The sequence below is a fragment of the Agarivorans gilvus genome (assembly GCF_001420915.1).
GTDB classification, from domain to species: Bacteria; Pseudomonadota; Gammaproteobacteria; order Enterobacterales; family Celerinatantimonadaceae; genus Agarivorans; species Agarivorans gilvus.
Map to the genome: position 1 here is coordinate 4167286 of NZ_CP013021.1, position 15999 is coordinate 4183284.

Here is a 15999-nt window from a genome sequence, read left to right on the forward strand (position 1 = left end):
TGGTATTTGGGCTAGCGCTGAGTTGGGGCAATCAGGCTGGTGGCAAAGCTTGTTGCCAGCCGAAATCTGCATGTGTTGTCTAAATGGCAAGCAAAATCCTAGTTAAGCCACTTAGTTTGTCTATATACCAGACAATTCACTGAATGTTATCCATATTTGGTGTATATTTTGCTTCGTTGCTTAGGCAAGTTCTTGCTGTTATTAGGATTTTAGGTAGTTATGTCGGTTCTCTCTCCAAATAGTGTGTTTACTTCGTTACAGCAAGATGGGCCATTTGCGGTCACTCGTGATGCTGTGGTCGCCCATCCTTTTTCCCAGTCGGTACGCGACTGGGTGAAAAATGTGCAAAAAGACGCCAACAATGTGTCTAAATATCGTGCTCTACGCAGTCAGATTTTTGAGTTTTTGGGAATTGATAGTTTCTCGCAGATCCAAGCACTTATCGAAGACGAGGAACTGCGTGAGCAACGTAGTGAACGAGCGCTTTACCTATTGGGTAACATGTTTGGCATTAACGGCAATCTAAATGAAATTGAAAACCGAATAGATGAGTATGCGCGCACTGCCGACGCCGTTATTCACTCGATTAAAGGTAAAATTCTAGCCCCTTATGCTTCGCATATTGAAAATACCAACGAAATTGAAGTCACCAATAATCCAGTAGAATTATTGCTGATTATGTTTAACAACAAATATCATAAGAAGGCCCGTTTTGAAGCTCGGCGTAAGCTGATTTTAATGACCTTAGCGGGCAGTATTGAGCAGCGGGAAAGAGAGACCGAAATCGAAACTAAATTCTCTGCTTTCTTAGCCTTTTTAAATGGTTATGTATGGAGTCGTGAGCTAAAAATTGGCGAGCTGGATCCGGTTTATTTACACTCTCATCACAGTGAAGAAGATTACTCATGCTCTGAGGTAGCGGTACTGTCTCCTCAACAAGCTAAGCTGGTGCAGTTAAATAAGCGTGAGCAACTCACTCTGTTGAAACGCCGAAGCTTTACCGTAGGGGAGCGGCAAATTCCTATTTATGTATCAATACGGAAAAAGCCGCCCGAGGCTAAGGTCTTAAAACTATTACGTAAAAACCAAAAGAATCCGGCGGTAGCGGTGGATGATGAATTGGGTTTAATGGCGGTGTTGGATTCGGTGAGTGATATCAAGGCTTTTCAGAAGCATATGACACGCAGTGCCTCGCAAGCCAACTCATTAATGGTATTGGAAGATATTTCCGACTCTTTAACGGAGCGTAGCGAATACCATAGCCGTGCTGTAGGCTCTAGCTCTAAAACACCGATGATGAAGTTTTTTGCGCGACTTGGTGGAATGCGGGTGGAGTTTATTATTCATACTAATCGCACCTGGTTAAATTATATGTATCAACGAGATGTGGCGCATAACGAGTATGAGGTAAAACGAATGTTCGATACCGGAGTGATTGAACTGCTTTTTCCTATGGACATTTTTCATTTGAATCATCGCAAGACTCGCGATGAGATGATTCAGTTCTTCCGTAAGCAAATAGAATCTTAAGTTTTAAAGTTTGAGTGGCCTGAATCATTCAGGCCACTCAAACTTAGCTTTGCTCAGCCAAGGCTTGCGGTTTAGCCAAACTTACCGTCACAAACACCACTAAATTAACCACTAGAGTGGGAACGATGGGGTGAATCCCAGCCATGTCGGGCTTTAGCCACATCAAAGCGATATAACAAATAAGCCCGCTTAACATAGAAGCAATGGCTCCATGGGCAGAGGCTTTTGACCAATAAAGGCCAAACACTAAAGGCCACAGAAATACCGCCTGCAGGCCTCCCAGAGCGAGTAAATTAAGCCAAATAATCATATCGGGTGGCTTAGTGGCTGCAACGAATACCAGGCCAGCAAAGATGGCTGTAACCCATAGTGAGCTGCGACTCAAACGTCGCTCGGCATTGGCGCCTTCAACTATTTCAGGGTTGATGTAGTTGATATAGAGATCTTTTAGTAGTGTGGCTGACGCTTGAATCAGCTGAGAGTCGATGGTGGACATAATCGCAGCCATGGGTCCTGCGAGGAAAATGCCCGCCAGCATGGGCGGTAATACTGTCATCATTAAGCTAGGCATGATTTGATCAGGGCTTTCTAGCTCTGGCACAATTACCCGCCCCAAGGCGCCTGCTAAGTGGGTACCAAGCATTAATACGCCCATCATCACGGTACTGATGATCATGCCTTTATGCAGAGAGCGGCTGTCTTTGTATGACATACAGCGCACCGCGGCATGTGGCAGGGCAATTACCCCAAAACAGACCAGTACCCAAAAGCTTAAAATAAATGGTTGGCTAATAAACCCATCGGGGCCATAGGGCTTAACTAAACCGGGATCAATAGCATGTAATTGGGTCACCAGTTGCGACAGGCTGCCGCCGGCATGGATCACCCCAGCCAATAGCAATAAGGTACCAATTAACATCATGACGCCTTGCACGGTATCGGTGAGCACCACCGCGCGAAAACCGCCAATGGTGGTATAGACACCAACTGTGGCAGCAAAAATAAATAAGCCTTGAAAATAGGAAAGTCCAGTGACGGTTTGCAGCAGCCTTGCGCCACCGACAAACTGCACCACCATGGTTCCGAAGAAGGCCAGTAGTAGCGCTAAAGAGGCTAAAATGACTACGCTTCGGCTTTTATAGCGGGCGTATAGCATATCGTTTAAGGTCAAGGCATTATGGCGGCGAGCTTCAATAGCAAACTTCTTGCCTAGTACGCCAAGGGTTAGCCAAGCGGCTGGTAGTTGCACCATTGCCAGCAATACCCAACCTAAGCCCATTTTATAGGCCGCTCCAGGGCCACCAATGAAGCTACTGGCACTGGCATAGGTGGCCGCAAGCGTCATGGCTAGCACAAAGCCTCCCATGCTGCGGCTGCCAATGAAATATTCGTTGAGAAAGCTCCCTGCTTTATTATGCCGACGAGTAAAAAATGCTAGGGCGAATACAATCAGCAAATAGCTGATTAATGGAATGATCAGAGATTTATTCATGATGCTCTTTGGGATCTAATGGTAGATCTTGGTAGCAGTACTTAACCATCAGTGCGCACAGTACTGTAAAGATGATGGGACCTATTACGCAGGACATTAAAAACCACAGCGGCAGACCCCAATAGAGTTCAGGCAAATTTGTTTGTTCCATCGCTGGGGCTAAACCATAGGCACTGCAGTACCACCAGACAAAGTAGGCCATGGCGAGCAATAGCGCCATCGCCGCTTCGCGGTTGGCTTGCTGATAATAAGCCGGTTGTTGCGGCATCATCTACTCCTAGTTTTGGCGGCTAAAACTTAAAAGGCCACCTATAAGGTAGCCTTTATCGACGCATTTTTACCATAACTACCAGCATAAACACAGGTTTTTAATACAATTGAGCTGCTTATTGTTAGTCGCATTGGATGGAGAGTTAATTGCTTGTTTAGCTGAAACCATAAGCTAGCGGGTAATTAAGGTCTTAAAATGAAGGGCTGAGCTATAACTGGCATTGTTTATCATGCAAAGAGTAGGGCGATGTTGCAGCGCTTTTGCATTTAATGTTCAGGCACAAAAAAGCCCGCATTGCTGCGGGCTTAATATTTGCTGGTCGCTACTGGGCTTGAACCAGTGACCCTCGCCCTATAAAGAGTAGGGCGATGCGGCATCGCTTTTGCTTTTAATATTCAGGCACAAAAAAGCCCGCATTGCTGCGGGCTTAGTATTTGCTGATCGCTACTGGGCTTGATACCGGCGACTCTCGCCTTATAAAGAGTAGAGCGATGCGGCATCGCTTATGCTCTTTATATTCAGGTAAAAAAAGCCCGCATTGCTGCGGGCTTACTATTTGCTGGTCGCTACTGGGCTTGAACCAGTGACCCTCGCCCTATAAAGAGTAGGGCGATGCGGCATCGCTTATGCTCTTTATATTCAGGTAAAAAAAAAGCCCGCATTGCTGCGGGCTTATTATTTGGTGGTCGCTACTGGGCTTGATACCGGCGACTCTCGCCTTATAAAGAGTAGGGCGATGCGGCATCGCTTATGCTCTTTATATTCAGGTAAAAAAAAGCCCGCATTGCTGCGGGCTTACTATTTGCTGATCGCTACTGGGCTTGATACCGGCGACCCTCGCCATGTAAAGAGTAGGGCGATGCGGCATCGCTTATGCTCTTTATATTCAGGTAAAAAAAAAGCCCGCATTGCTGCGGGCTTACTATTTGGTGGTCGCTACTGGGCTTGAACCAGTGACCCTCGCCTTGTAAGGGCGATGCTCTCCCAACTGAGCTAAGCGACCGAATTTTATGACTGGCTTGTACCAGTGTATGGTCGGGTTATTAAGAGGTGGGCGATTTCGCCTTTGCTCTGTTTAATACCAAACCTAAATATGGTGGTTGCTACTGGGCTTGAACCAGTGACCCTCGCCTTGTAAGGGCGATGCTCTCCCAACTGAGCTAAGCAACCTAATTGTAAAATGGTGGTCGCTACTGGGCTTGAACCAGTGACCCTCGCCTTGTAAGGGCGATGCTCTCCCAACTGAGCTAAGCGACCAAATTTTATGACTGGCTTGTACCAGTGTATGGTCGGGTTATTAAGAGGTGGGCGATTTCGCCTTTGCTCTGTTTAATACCAAACCTAAATATGGTGGTTGCTACTGGGCTTGAACCAGTGACCCTCGCCTTGTAAGGGCGATGCTCTCCCAACTGAGCTAAGCAACCTAAATTGTAAATTGGTGGTCGCTACTGGGCTTGAACCAGTGACCCTCGCCTTGTAAGGGCGATGCTCTCCCAACTGAGCTAAGCGACCAACTTGTGGAGGCGTATTATAGGGAGCTTCGCAGAGGTGTCAACGCAAATTTTAAGGAAACTGACTGCTTGCACAAATTCTCGTCAAAATGGCGATTTAGCGAGCTTGCTGGCCTTAAAAATAAGCAAACCAAGATGATTTAGCCTGTTGCTCTTATCTGGCGAATTTTGACGGGTGTGGTAAAATCCGCGCCATTCAATTGGTCAATTACTTTAATTAGAGAATCAAGATGACAGTTCGTACTCGTGTCGCTCCTTCACCCACTGGTGACCCCCATGTAGGCACCGCCTATATCGCACTATTTAACTACTGTTTTGCTAAGCAACATGGTGGTGAATTTATTCTGCGTATCGAAGATACCGACCAAGCACGTAGTTCTCGAGAATCTGAGCAAGCTATTTACGATAGCCTAAAATGGATTGGCTTAAATTGGGACGAGGGCCCGGATTGTGGCGGGCAATATGGCCCTTATCGTCAAAGTGAGCGTAGCGATATTTATAAAAAATATGCGCAACAGCTAATTGACGAGGGTAAAGCCTTTTACTGTTTTGCTACTGCAGAAGAGCTAGATGAAATGCGTCAGCAACAAATGGCCGAGGGTTTGCAACCTAAATATGATGGCCGAGGCTTAGCGCTGAGCAAAGAGGAAATTGAAGCCAATTTAGCGGCCGGCAAGCCTTACGTTGTGCGGATGATGATCCCCGAGAGCGGCAGTTTTAAGTTTGACGATTACCTGCGTGGCGAAGTGGAGATCCCATGGGAGCAAGTAGACATGCAAGTCTTACTTAAAGCCGATGGCCTGCCTACTTACTTTTTAGCGAATGTTGTTGATGACCATCTAATGGGCATTACTCACGTATTTCGTGGTGAAGAATGGCTAAACTCTGCGCCTAAACTATTAAAGCTCTACCAAGATTTAGGTTGGGAAGCACCCGTTCTAGGACACATGCCTTTATTACGTAACCCTGACAAAAGTAAACTGAGTAAGCGTAAAAACCCAACCAGCATTAATTACTACCGCAAAATGGGTTTCCTACCTGAAGCGATGCTGAACTACTTGGGCCGCATGGGGTGGTCTATGCCTGATGAGCGAGAAAAGTTTACACTTGCGGAAATGGTCGAGCATTTTGACATGAAGCGGGTATCGCTGGGCGGTCCGGTGTTTGACGTAGATAAGTTGAAATGGTTAAACGGTTTATGGATCCGCGAAGAGCTTAGTGATGAGCAATTAGCCCAACGTTTGGTTGAGTGGGCATACAACCAGCAAACCTTGATGAGCATTCTGCCGCAAGCTAAAGCTCGTTTAGAAGTGATGAGTGACCTAGCGCCTTTAGCTGGTCATTTTGTTTCTGGTATGCCGGAATATGACCCAGAATTGTTAACCGCGGGTAAGTTAGAGCTTGAGCAGGTTCGCACCTTATTACAATTATTTATCTGGCAATTGGAAGAGCAACGCCAGTGGGATAAAGACGTGGTATTTGCGGTTGCCAAGCAGTTGGCTACGCATTTAGATGTGAAGATCCGTGATTTTCTAGAACCTATTTTTGTTGCCATTACCGGTAAAACTAGCTCTATTTCGGTGGTTGATGCAATGGCTATTTTAGGCTCAGATATGAGTCGCGCTCGTTTACGTTTTGCGCTTAACCAAATTGGCGTAAGTAAGAAGCAAGCTAAGTCTTTAGATAAAGCCTACCGAGCTTATAAAGCGACTTGGTAAGGGCGTATAAACGCAAAAAAGCCAACTCTTAGAGTTGGCTTTTTTATTTATTCTGAAAATCTATACTAACAGCATGCTGCCACAGGCTGCGATTAAAAAGCCGAGTGCTAGTAAGAACTGTAATTGTAGTTTAATGCCCATCTGCTTCCCTATCTGTATTTGATGTTGGCTCATCTTGCCCGAAGCGCCTAAGTCATTACTATGAATTGGCTCACATAACTTTTTTTAAGCAAGTTTTTAATGATAAAAGTTCTTGATGGATCGCATTTATTTAGTGTTTCATGGTGAGTAAAAGAGCACGGTTGAACAAATAAATGTGAGCTTCATGGCATTCACCTGTTTCTCTGAAGAAACTGGCTAGTTACTAAAAAATAATGATATTTTTGTAACTAATGGTTTGGTTCAATATTTTTTAATGCTTTACTAGTTATTGATAACTTATTTAGGGCTTAGTCGCAGTAGCTCAAGGAGGAGGTGCAATGTCTATTAGTAGTCTGTTGAATCAACAGTCTGGCCAATTGATTATCAGTGTAACGGGGCGTTTTGACTATTCATTGCACCGTGATTTTAGGGCTTGTTATGAGCACGTTGCCATTGAAGGCTTGCAACTGGTGTTAGATCTCAGCAAAGCCGAATACATGGACAGCTCAGCCTTAGGTATGATGCTGCTGTTAAAAGAGCATGCCGAAAAATGCCAAGCTCTCGCTTTAACAGTGAGTAAACCCTCTCCAGCGGTGTTAAAAATTCTGGAGATTGCCAATTTTGATAAATTATTACAAATTGAAAACTAGTGAAAGACCTAGAGGCTGCTGAGTTTTTAAGTCGTGCGGTTAAGGGTAATGCCCTGGTGGCCGATGACGTATCTTTACATCGTTTGATGTTGAGTGAGGTACTCAGCGAGCTGGGTTATCAAGTATTTAGTGCCGCAGACGGGCAACAGGCCCTAACTTTATTTAAACAACACTCCATCGATATTGTTTTTCTTGATGTTCACATGCCGGTGATGGACGGTTACCAAGCTGCTAGTGAAATTAAACGCTTAAGCGGCTCTCGTTTTATTCCAGTGATTTTTGTGACGGCCCTTAATGAAGTCGATGCGTCGGTAAAATGTATTGCTTGTGGGGGCGATGACATCCTTTTCAAACCGATCGAGCATGCGGTACTTAAAGCAAAAGCCTTGGGTTTTGAACGAATAAAGGCGGTCCATCAAAAGATCAGTTTGTTAGAAACTCAGCGTCAGCAAGAAGAAATACTGGCCGAGAGAATACTCAGCGGTGCCATCGCTAATTCCCAATGTGCCGATCAAGAGTTGCTGATTTGGTTAAATAGTGCTTCCACTTTTTCTGGGGATGTGGTGTTTGCTGAGTACCGCCCCAATGGTGATATTTACGCATTGTTGGGGGATTTTACCGGACATGGATTGCGTGCCGCGATTGGCGCAATGCCAGTGGCGGAGATTTTTCGCAGCATGACGCGTAAGGGCTATTCTGCCGAAGCCTTATTGCAGCAAATTAACCGGCGTTTACATCGTTTGTTGCCCACTGGCATGTTTTTAGCCGCCACCTTTGTGGAGCTTTCTTTTCAACAGCGGAGCATTGGTGTTTGGAACGGAGGCATGCCTGATTTGCTGATTGTTGATGGTGTAGGCGATACGCTGCGCCAACGTGTTCCCGCTAGTTCCATCGCGTTGGGGATCCAAGCTCAACTCGATATTCATTTAACCACGCTAGAGTGGACCGTCAATGACCACATCTTGTTGTTTAGCGACGGTATTTTAGATGCGGTTAATTTGGCTGGCGAGATGTTTGGTGAAGCCCGCTTGCTACAAGCTATAACTGAGAAGGCGGAGCAAATATCGTATATTGCCTCGGTACAAAAACACTTAAGCGCGTTTTGTCAGGGGGCTGAACAGGCCGATGATATTAGCTTGGTAGAAATCCCTAATTTATTAGCCAGACCCCACCCCAAGCAATCCGAAGCTTATGCGGCGCGTCCGTTGGCCAAAGCTCAGTGGCAATGGCAATTAGAATTGGATGTATTGAGCTTGAAGTCGCTCAACCCAGTACCTTTATTTATGAATACTCTAGATGAACTAAAAGTGAATCAAGTTGATAGAAATACTTTGTTTACCGTAGTGGGAGAACTATTTAATAATGCTTTTGAGCATGGCGTATTGCAGCTTGACTCCTCGATCAAACATTCAGCCGAAGGCTTTGAAGAGTACTATCGGCTGCGCAAACAACGGGTTGAGCAACTTAATCAAGGTTGGGTAAAACTGGCCATTCGCTATGATGGCTCAAGTGAAGTGGGTCAATTTACTATTGATATTGCAGATAGTGGTGCTGGTTTTGATGAGGCCTTAGTAACAGGGCAGGCTAAACCAAGTCACTACTATGGACGTGGATTGCATATAGTGCGTAGCTTGTGTCAACAATTGTCATTTAGTCAAAGTGGCAGCAAAGCAACAGCCGTTTATTGCTGCAAAAGCGAGTAATTTTGCATAATACGCCGCTAATTGTTGGCTAATTGAGCAAGTGAACCGTTTCTTTATAAAAACGGTTGACACTCATCTCTAGGCTGCTTAGAATCCTGCTCGTTTTCGGGATTTACTGCTCGAAAATAGTGTGACTTGGGGCTATAGCTCAGCTGGGAGAGCGCTTGCATGGCATGCAAGAGGTCCGCGGTTCGATCCCGCGTAGCTCCACCAAATCACACCCTACCGTTTATCGGGGCTATAGCTCAGCTGGGAGAGCGCTTGCATGGCATGCAAGAGGTCCGCGGTTCGATCCCGCGTAGCTCCACCAATTTCCTATCTCTATTAGTTTGTTTCAAGTTAGCTTGAAATATGCTGTCGCTTGTTTTTAGTTGTTTAGCATTTTGGGCTTACTTAGGCCTTTTTTAATATTCTTATTGTTAGTAATAGATTGACTTATATAACAAATTAACCGCAGTTAGTGGAACAATAGGGGCATATACAGCCATACTACTAGGTAAAGTCGGGTAAATTTGCAAAAAATGAATAAAAGCACCTATGGTACCCAACAGTGGTTGGAGAAAATCAGTAAACATGAGTTGCCGGCTTTAGCTGCGACGGTTCGCCTGTTGGAGAAAATTGCCCAAGATGAAACCTCTTCCTTGTCTATTCTTGGGCAGTCGGTATTACACGATCACGGCTTAACCTCACGTATTTTGAGGGTGGTGAATAGTGTTAATTACAATCGCAGTAATAACCAAATTACCACCGTTAGCCGCGCCGCGGTTATTCTGGGTTATGACCAACTTAAGCGCATCTGCATTACCGCACGGATGATAGATAGCTTGCTGAACAATAAAAATATCAGCGAAGCTGTGTATCAACGAGTATTAATGTTGATGGCGCGCTCGTTTCATGCCGCCAGGTTAGCGAAAATGATGCTTAAAGGTTATGCCGAAGATACTCAGGAAGAGGTGTACATTGCGGCCTTGTTACACAATCTAGGCGAAGTAGCATTTTGGACCATGGGTGGCCAAATTACCGAGCAATTAGATGAGCTGCTTACTGAATCGTCAGAACCCAGTGGCGATGTGGTTTACCAGCTGTTAGGAACCCGCTTTGAGCAGCTTAGTGTGGGCTTGGCCAGTAATTGGAATATGGGCTCGATGTTGGTGAAATCCTTAGGTGATCCTAATACTCGTACTCCTGAGTTACGTAGTATTCATCTGGCGCATAAATTTAGCCAGGCCATGGTTGAGGAAGATGAAGTTGCACGCAAGAAAAGCCTGAAAGGTATTGCCGAACAAATGAAGTTGCCGTTGCCAGAGGTGCAGCGAATGGTGATTAAATGCACCGATGAAACCCTGCAACTGGCACGCTCTTATGGCGCAGGTGTATTAGAGCCTTATCTTGATCATGGCAGCAAGCACACCAACGATGCTACAGAGGAAGAACCCGCTCCTATCCAAAGTAAGCAGAGTCTACAACTACAACTATTGCGAGAACTCACTCTGGTGGCTACAGAGACACCCGATCTTAATTTGGTGATTCATACCGCAATGGAAGGCATTCAACGTGGCATAGGCCTCGAGCGAGTAATGGTATTGATGGTTAATCCCAGTTATGAATATCTATTACCGCGTTTTGTGACCAGTGATAGCCCAGAGCAAGACAAACAAGATTTTAAATTAAGTCTAGTGGGCGCGGAGACTATCTTCAGCACGGCTTATAAAGAGCGCAGGCCTATTTGGTACAAGGGGCCACAACACCAGCGGTGGGCTTCATTAATCAATAATCAAATTCGCCGTATAAGCAAAGGACAAGCCTTTTTTCTGGCTCCTATTGTAATCGAAGGGCGCTGTATTGCCTTAATCTATGCAGATAGCATGGAGAACCAGGAAAAACTAAGCCAAGATGACTTTGATATGTTTACCCATTTTGCACAACAAACAGACTTATGTTTGTCGGTAGTATTACGGCTTAACCGCTAATCTAGCTAGGTAAAGCTAAAAAATATCAGGGAGGCGAGCTCCCTGATTCGGTATTTAGAGCACCATAGATAGGAATTGTTTTAACCTTGGGTGGCTAGGTTTATCAAAGAACTCATCTGGAGACGCTTCAACTAATAGCTCGCCATCTTCCATAAACAGCACTCGGTCTGCTACCTCTCGAGCAAAGCCCATTTCATGAGTAACCACCACCATGGTCATGCCATCTTTGGCTAGGCCTTTCATTACGTCTAGCACTTCGCCTACCATTTCTGGGTCAAGTGCGGAGGTGGGCTCATCAAATAACATGATATTGGGTTGCATGGCCAATGCGCGTGCAATGGCTACCCGCTGCTGTTGACCACCAGACAAGTGGGAAGGGTAGTTGTTCATACGATCGGCTAGGCCAACCTTAAGTAATAGGGCCTTGGCTTCGTCCTCTGCTTGTTGCTTATTACGCTTGGCGACTTTTAAGGGCGCAAGCATAACGTTGCCTAGCGCCGTTTTATGTGGGAACAAGTTAAAGTTTTGGAATACCATGCCCACTTCTTCGCGTAGGGTATTGATATTGGTGTCTTTGGCATACATGTCTGTACCATCGATGTGGATCGAACCACTGCTGATGGTTTCTAGTTGATTGAGGGTACGCAAAAAGGTTGACTTACCCGAGCCCGAAGGGCCAACAATAACTACTACTTCGCCCCGCGAAACAGTGGCCGAGACATTTTTTAAAGCATGACAGCCATTGGGATAAATCTTATTGATGTCTTTTGCAACGATCATATCGTTGCCTTGGTAATTTTTAGTCACTGGCCGCTAACCTCTTTTCTAAGCGTTGAATGGCCCAAGATAGGCTGCTAGTAAGTACGAGATACAATAAGGCAACTGTAAACCAGACTTCAAAAGGGGCAAAACTGCCACTGACGACTTCTCGGCCCGCTTTGGTTAAGTCGGTGATGGAAATAACCGATACCAAAGAGGAGTCTTTAATCAAGTTGATAAACTGGCCAGCCATCGGCGGTAAGGTGCGCTTGAAGGCTTGCGGCAAGATGACATTAATCATTGCTTGCGGGTAATTCATACCGAGTGAACGCGCAGCTTCCATTTGCCCCTTGGGAATAGATTGAATGCCTGCTCGAATAATTTCGGCAACGTAGGCGGCGGTAAATACTGATAGTGCGATGACCCCCGCAGTGAAACGTTCTAAATCGAAAACCGTACCGATGAAGAAATAAACAATGAATATTTGTACCAGTAGCGGGGTACCACGAATAATTTCGATGTAGGTGACGGCTAGTTTATGCAGGGCTGGGTTACTGGCTATCCGCATTAAGCCAATAATTAAGCCGAGCAGAATAGCGAAAAACAGCGACCAAATAGAAATTTTGATGGTAACAATTAAGCCTTCGGTAAGCGGACCGATTCGCCAATGCTCTGAAGCGGCCAGTTGGTCGCCTTCGAACACCAGGTCGCCTTCATAAACGCTGATGTTTTCATATTTAGCTAGGTCGACTAGTACCTCGCCGCTGTCGGAAACTAATTTCAGTTTACCGGCCGCAGTCTTAACGATACTGCCATCTTGTGGGGCGGTAACACTGGAGGCTTCGTTATTAACGATGTAAGGAACAACGCGCTGCCAGTTCCAGTTGTAGTCGATTTTCTCACCGGAAAGATAAATAAGGCCACACAGGCTAAGTAAAATGGCGACAAAAACACCATTCCACAATAATTTGCTTGCTTGAGTTTGCATCTGAAGCTCTTTTTTAATTTAGGTTTTACTTTATTCCTGGTTAAGCACTCAGTGATAAAGCAAAGTGGCTGCGAGGCAGCCACTTGAGTCTTACTATTGAACTTGTTTTAACCAAGCGTCATCTTTGAACCATTTGTCATAAATGCGCTCGTAGGTGCCATCACCTTTAATTTGGCGAAGGTAGCCATTTAAAAAGTTTAGGAAGTCAGGGTCGCCTTGGCGAACTGCCCATCCTAAAGGTTCAAAGGTGAAAGGTTGGTCTAGGTGAACTAATTGACCTTGGTGCTCAGCTGCGTAGATAGCATTGAATGGTAGGTCGTAGATAAAGGCATCGGCTTTGCCGTTGGTTACTTCAAGAACCGCTTCAGATTGGGTTTCAAACAGGTTCACTTTAGCTTTTGGTAGGTAACGCTTAATGGCGCCTTCACCCGTGGTACCTAATTTGGTCACTACGGTGAACTCTTCGCTGTTTAGGTCGCGGTAAGAGCTTACTTTCCCTTCTAATTTAGGGCTTAGTAGGATCGACTGACCAATCACTACGTAAGGGTCGGCAAAGTTAACTTGCATGTTACGTTGTGGAGTAATGGTCATTCCGCCCATGATGAGGTGACATTTACCGGTGAGTAGAGTGGGAATAATGCCATCCCAAGCGGTGTTAACTGGAACATATTTTACGCCCATAGCACGCGCCATTTGTTTGCCTAAATCAACGTCAAAGCCAATAAATTGGCCATTTTTGGCTTTCATTTCAAAAGGCATGTAACCGGCATCAAAACAGGTGCGTAGTTCACCCGATTCGGTAATTTCTTGGAGCAGAGTTTGTTGGGCGAATGCTGCACTAGATAATAGCGCGACTGCGGCAAGCGCAGATTGAATGACACGTTTCATAATAGTCCTTGTTGTGTTTGTTGTTACTTATAATTTTTTGAGGTCATATTCTGCACAATCCTCGCAGAATAGAGTTAATCCTCAGTGTTTCAGGCAAGTTATAGCAGAATCGACTAAGGAAAAATAGCGGTGTTTTACTGCAAGGTGGCCGCTCTATTGGTCATTTGGGCTTGTCGATATGGCCGCATGGACGTCTAAATCCCCGTCACACAAGGATTTTGTTAATACTCCAGCTTAGCCGGAACACTGACTAATAAAAGGATAATTTTTTTCCTTGGCTTTACCGATTTAACGCGCTGTTGGCTTGCTCAGTTCGATGATAGTCACCCCTTGCTTATTAGCGGTGGCGTTCAGAGCACTTATTGAGCTTGCACTTTATTGTGTCAAGCTCCATGCTGTGGGAACCAAGGATGGCTAAGGAAGAACAATGGCTGATAGTTTTTTACTGTTTGAAGTCACTGACAGTGAATTGGTGAGTAGTAAAATTTTACCGCTGTTTGAGCAAGTGGTATTGCCCAAATCTTGGCAGCAGGAGCAGCCACCGCAACTCGATGCACAAAGTGTGGTTTATTGTTACTTGAGTGATTCTGCCTTGGCCAAGGTATTGGACTTGGCAATACAACAGCAATGGCTGGTGGCGATATTACCTCATCCGCAAGCTAGCCATGCACGGCGTGGCTTTAGCTTACTCGGCGGTATTGAAGCTGCAATACAAGACTATCAACAAGCTAAGGCGCTAACAGTAGATATACTGCGCTGTAATCAGCACTTGGTATTGAATCATTTGGTGGTAGGGCATAGTTTTAATTTGCGTCCCGGTGGGCACAACGCGCCTTGGCGGGAGCGCTTAAAGCAAACGTGGCTCAATATCGGCAAAATTGGTCAGATAAAACCCTTAAAGCTATCGCTGCAAACCGCTGGTGAATGTAGTTTCTCTACTGCGGTGGTAGGCTTGGTGGTGATTGAACACGCGCATGGCTCGATGCTGTCGAAACGGATACTGCCCGATACTCACTGTAATGATGGCATGTTAGAAAGCATGTTAATTGCGCCAAGAAGCATTATGGAAATGTGCCGCTTCTTGTTTTTAGCCATGTTTGGCCGAGTAGTTAGAAAACCGCCATTTCTTGGATTAATCAAATCCAAGTCTCTGTCTTTGGAGGCTGAGCGGCCCTTTAGCTTTTGGTTAGATGGTATTGAGAGTCAAGCTCGGCGCTTAGAGTTACGCTGTGAACATCGCAGCTTACAGTTATTGCCAAGCAAGGCGATGATATTTCAAGATGAGGCCATAGCGCAAAAGGAAAGCCGTAAAATGGCCCACTTGCCAGAGGGTGAGGCGATAAAAGGCTTGGCTGAAAAGCCTCTGCCGTGGATAGCCCATGCCGCTACTGAAGAGTTTAAAGAGCTGTATCAGCTGCTAAGAGATAATGCCCGTATTACTCCAGCCTTTATCACCTTGATGATCTTGTCTACCTTGCTGGCCACTATTGGCCTGTACGCCAGTTCTGCTCCGGTGATTATCGGTGCGATGATACTGGCGCCACTAATGGCACCGATTATCTCACTATCAATGGCATTGACTCGCCAAGATCCCAGCTTAACCACCTCCAGTAGCTTTACCTTATTGGTGGGTCTTTGTGTTGCATTAGGCTTTGCTGCAGGAGCCAGCTTTATTATTCCCATGGAACTCATTACCCCTGAAATTGCGTCGAGAATGAGCCCGAATTTGCTGGATTTGGGAGTGGCGATTATTTCGGGGGTGGCAGGGGCTTACGCTCACGCTCGTGTTGATGCTGCTAAAAGCTTGGCGGGGGTAGCGATAGCCGTAGCTTTGGTGCCTCCTTTAGCGGTCACTGGAATAGGTTTAGGTTGGCTTGACGTCAGTGTGGCTTGGGGCGCGTTTTTGCTGTTTCTTACTAACCTTGCTGGCATTGTTTTTTCCGCTGCCGTGTGTTTTTTAGCCTTGGGTTTTGCGCCCTTTACTCGGGCTAAAAAAGGTTTGGCCATGGCGCTGGTGGCGGTGGCCTTAGTGAGTGTACCGCTGTTCTTTAGTTTTAGCCGATTAGCTGAGGAAGCCAACATTGTACAGCGGCTTCAGGGAAAAACCTTCAACCAAGTATTGCTCAGAACAGTGCAGGCCCGTGGTATAGAGCCATTGGTATTACGGGTGCAACTAGTGAGTGAGCATGCGCTAACGAACCAGCAATTAGATAGCCTTAAACAGAGCATCGAGCAACAACTTGGGCAGGCCGTGACCTTAGAAGCGTCGATTATTATTCGCCGTTAGTGGCGGCTTGACGCTCTTGAGTGGATTATTCCAGTGTGGCTGCTTTCACTTTATGGATGGCTAAGTTTACAATAATGCACATCATTAGCAG

General features: G+C 45.7%; 12 protein-coding genes and 7 tRNA genes. 9 read left to right on the forward strand and 10 right to left on the reverse strand.

Annotated elements, in window-relative coordinates; translation table 11 throughout:
- Window positions 1-219: 219 nt before the first annotated feature.
- Window positions 220-1530 (forward strand): hypothetical protein, encoded by a 1311-nt coding sequence (locus AR383_RS19890; RefSeq protein WP_055734708.1) that lies wholly within the window; start codon window positions 220-222, stop codon window positions 1528-1530.
- A gap of 43 nt (window positions 1531-1573) precedes the next feature.
- Here AR383_RS19890 and panF read toward each other — a convergent pair whose 3' ends face one another.
- Both panF and AR383_RS19900 read right to left on the reverse strand, forming a co-directional pair.
- A complete protein-coding gene (gene panF, locus AR383_RS19895) occupies window positions 1574-3022 on the reverse strand; it encodes a sodium/pantothenate symporter (protein WP_055734709.1) in 1449 nt (482 codons plus the stop codon).
- Window positions 3015-3293, reverse strand: coding sequence for a YhdT family protein (locus tag AR383_RS19900; RefSeq protein WP_198150185.1), 279 nt, complete (start codon window positions 3291-3293; stop codon window positions 3015-3017). The genes panF and AR383_RS19900 overlap by 8 nt, the downstream gene beginning before the upstream one ends.
- Before the next feature lie 736 nt (window positions 3294-4029).
- Between AR383_RS19900 and AR383_RS21435 the strand changes: the two genes are divergently transcribed.
- Window positions 4030-4242: a hypothetical protein gene (locus tag AR383_RS21435; RefSeq protein ID WP_083481713.1), complete on the forward strand. Its 213-nt coding sequence runs from the start codon at window positions 4030-4032 to the stop codon at window positions 4240-4242.
- On the opposite strand, the gene AR383_RS19905 is transcribed toward AR383_RS21435, so the two are convergent.
- The 5 genes from AR383_RS19905 to AR383_RS19925 form a co-directional block, all read right to left on the reverse strand.
- A tRNA-Val gene (locus AR383_RS19905) sits at window positions 4221-4296 on the reverse strand. The two genes, AR383_RS21435 and AR383_RS19905, sit on opposite strands and share 22 nt — an antisense overlap.
- A gap of 91 nt (window positions 4297-4387) precedes the next feature.
- Window positions 4388-4463 (reverse strand) — tRNA-Val (locus tag AR383_RS19910).
- Between the two features lie 11 nt (window positions 4464-4474).
- Window positions 4475-4550: transfer RNA gene (locus AR383_RS19915), tRNA-Val, on the reverse strand.
- 91 nt (window positions 4551-4641) lie between these two features.
- Window positions 4642-4717 (reverse strand) — tRNA-Val (locus tag AR383_RS19920).
- A 12-nt stretch (window positions 4718-4729) separates the two neighbouring features.
- Window positions 4730-4805, reverse strand: a tRNA-Val gene (locus AR383_RS19925).
- 229 nt (window positions 4806-5034) lie between these two features.
- On the opposite strand from AR383_RS19925, the gene gltX reads away from it, so the two are divergent.
- The 6 genes from gltX to AR383_RS19955 all read left to right on the forward strand — a co-directional run bounded on the left by gltX (window position 5035) and on the right by AR383_RS19955 (window position 10986).
- On the forward strand, window positions 5035-6522 hold the full coding sequence (gene gltX / locus AR383_RS19930; RefSeq protein ID WP_055734711.1) for a glutamate--tRNA ligase: 1488 nt from the start codon (window positions 5035-5037) through the stop codon (window positions 6520-6522).
- Between the two features lie 479 nt (window positions 6523-7001).
- Window positions 7002-7313, forward strand: coding sequence for an STAS domain-containing protein (locus AR383_RS19935; protein WP_055734712.1), 312 nt, complete (start codon window positions 7002-7004; stop codon window positions 7311-7313).
- Window positions 7313-9016, forward strand: coding sequence for an ATP-binding SpoIIE family protein phosphatase (locus tag AR383_RS19940; protein ID WP_055734713.1), 1704 nt, complete (start codon window positions 7313-7315; stop codon window positions 9014-9016). Before AR383_RS19935 ends, AR383_RS19940 begins: the two co-directional genes overlap by 1 nt.
- 137 nt (window positions 9017-9153) lie before the next feature.
- A tRNA-Ala gene (locus AR383_RS19945) sits at window positions 9154-9229 on the forward strand.
- A 21-nt stretch (window positions 9230-9250) separates the two neighbouring features.
- A tRNA-Ala gene (locus tag AR383_RS19950) sits at window positions 9251-9326 on the forward strand.
- A 211-nt stretch (window positions 9327-9537) separates the two neighbouring features.
- Window positions 9538-10986, forward strand: coding sequence for an HDOD domain-containing protein (locus AR383_RS19955; RefSeq protein ID WP_055734714.1), 1449 nt, complete (start codon window positions 9538-9540; stop codon window positions 10984-10986).
- Between the two features lie 54 nt (window positions 10987-11040).
- Here the strand turns inward: AR383_RS19955 and AR383_RS19960 are convergent, their stop codons facing one another.
- The 3 genes from AR383_RS19960 to AR383_RS19970 all read right to left on the reverse strand — a co-directional run bounded on the left by AR383_RS19960 (window position 11041) and on the right by AR383_RS19970 (window position 13621).
- Window positions 11041-11766 carry an amino acid ABC transporter ATP-binding protein gene (locus AR383_RS19960; protein ID WP_055735105.1) on the reverse strand — a complete coding sequence of 242 codons (726 nt, stop codon included), beginning with the start codon at window positions 11764-11766 and terminating at the stop codon, window positions 11041-11043.
- 19 nt (window positions 11767-11785) lie between these two features.
- Window positions 11786-12733 carry an amino acid ABC transporter permease gene (locus AR383_RS19965; RefSeq protein WP_055734715.1) on the reverse strand — a complete coding sequence of 316 codons (948 nt, stop codon included), beginning with the start codon at window positions 12731-12733 and terminating at the stop codon, window positions 11786-11788.
- Window positions 12734-12826: 93 nt separating this feature from the next.
- On the reverse strand, window positions 12827-13621 hold the full coding sequence (locus AR383_RS19970) for a transporter substrate-binding domain-containing protein (RefSeq protein ID WP_055734716.1): 795 nt from the start codon (window positions 13619-13621) through the stop codon (window positions 12827-12829).
- Between the two features lie 427 nt (window positions 13622-14048).
- Here AR383_RS19970 and AR383_RS19975 point away from each other — a divergent pair, with 427 nt between their 5' ends.
- Window positions 14049-15908, forward strand: coding sequence for a TIGR00341 family protein (locus AR383_RS19975; RefSeq protein ID WP_055734717.1), 1860 nt, complete (start codon window positions 14049-14051; stop codon window positions 15906-15908).
- Window positions 15909-15999: the final 91 nt, after the last annotated feature.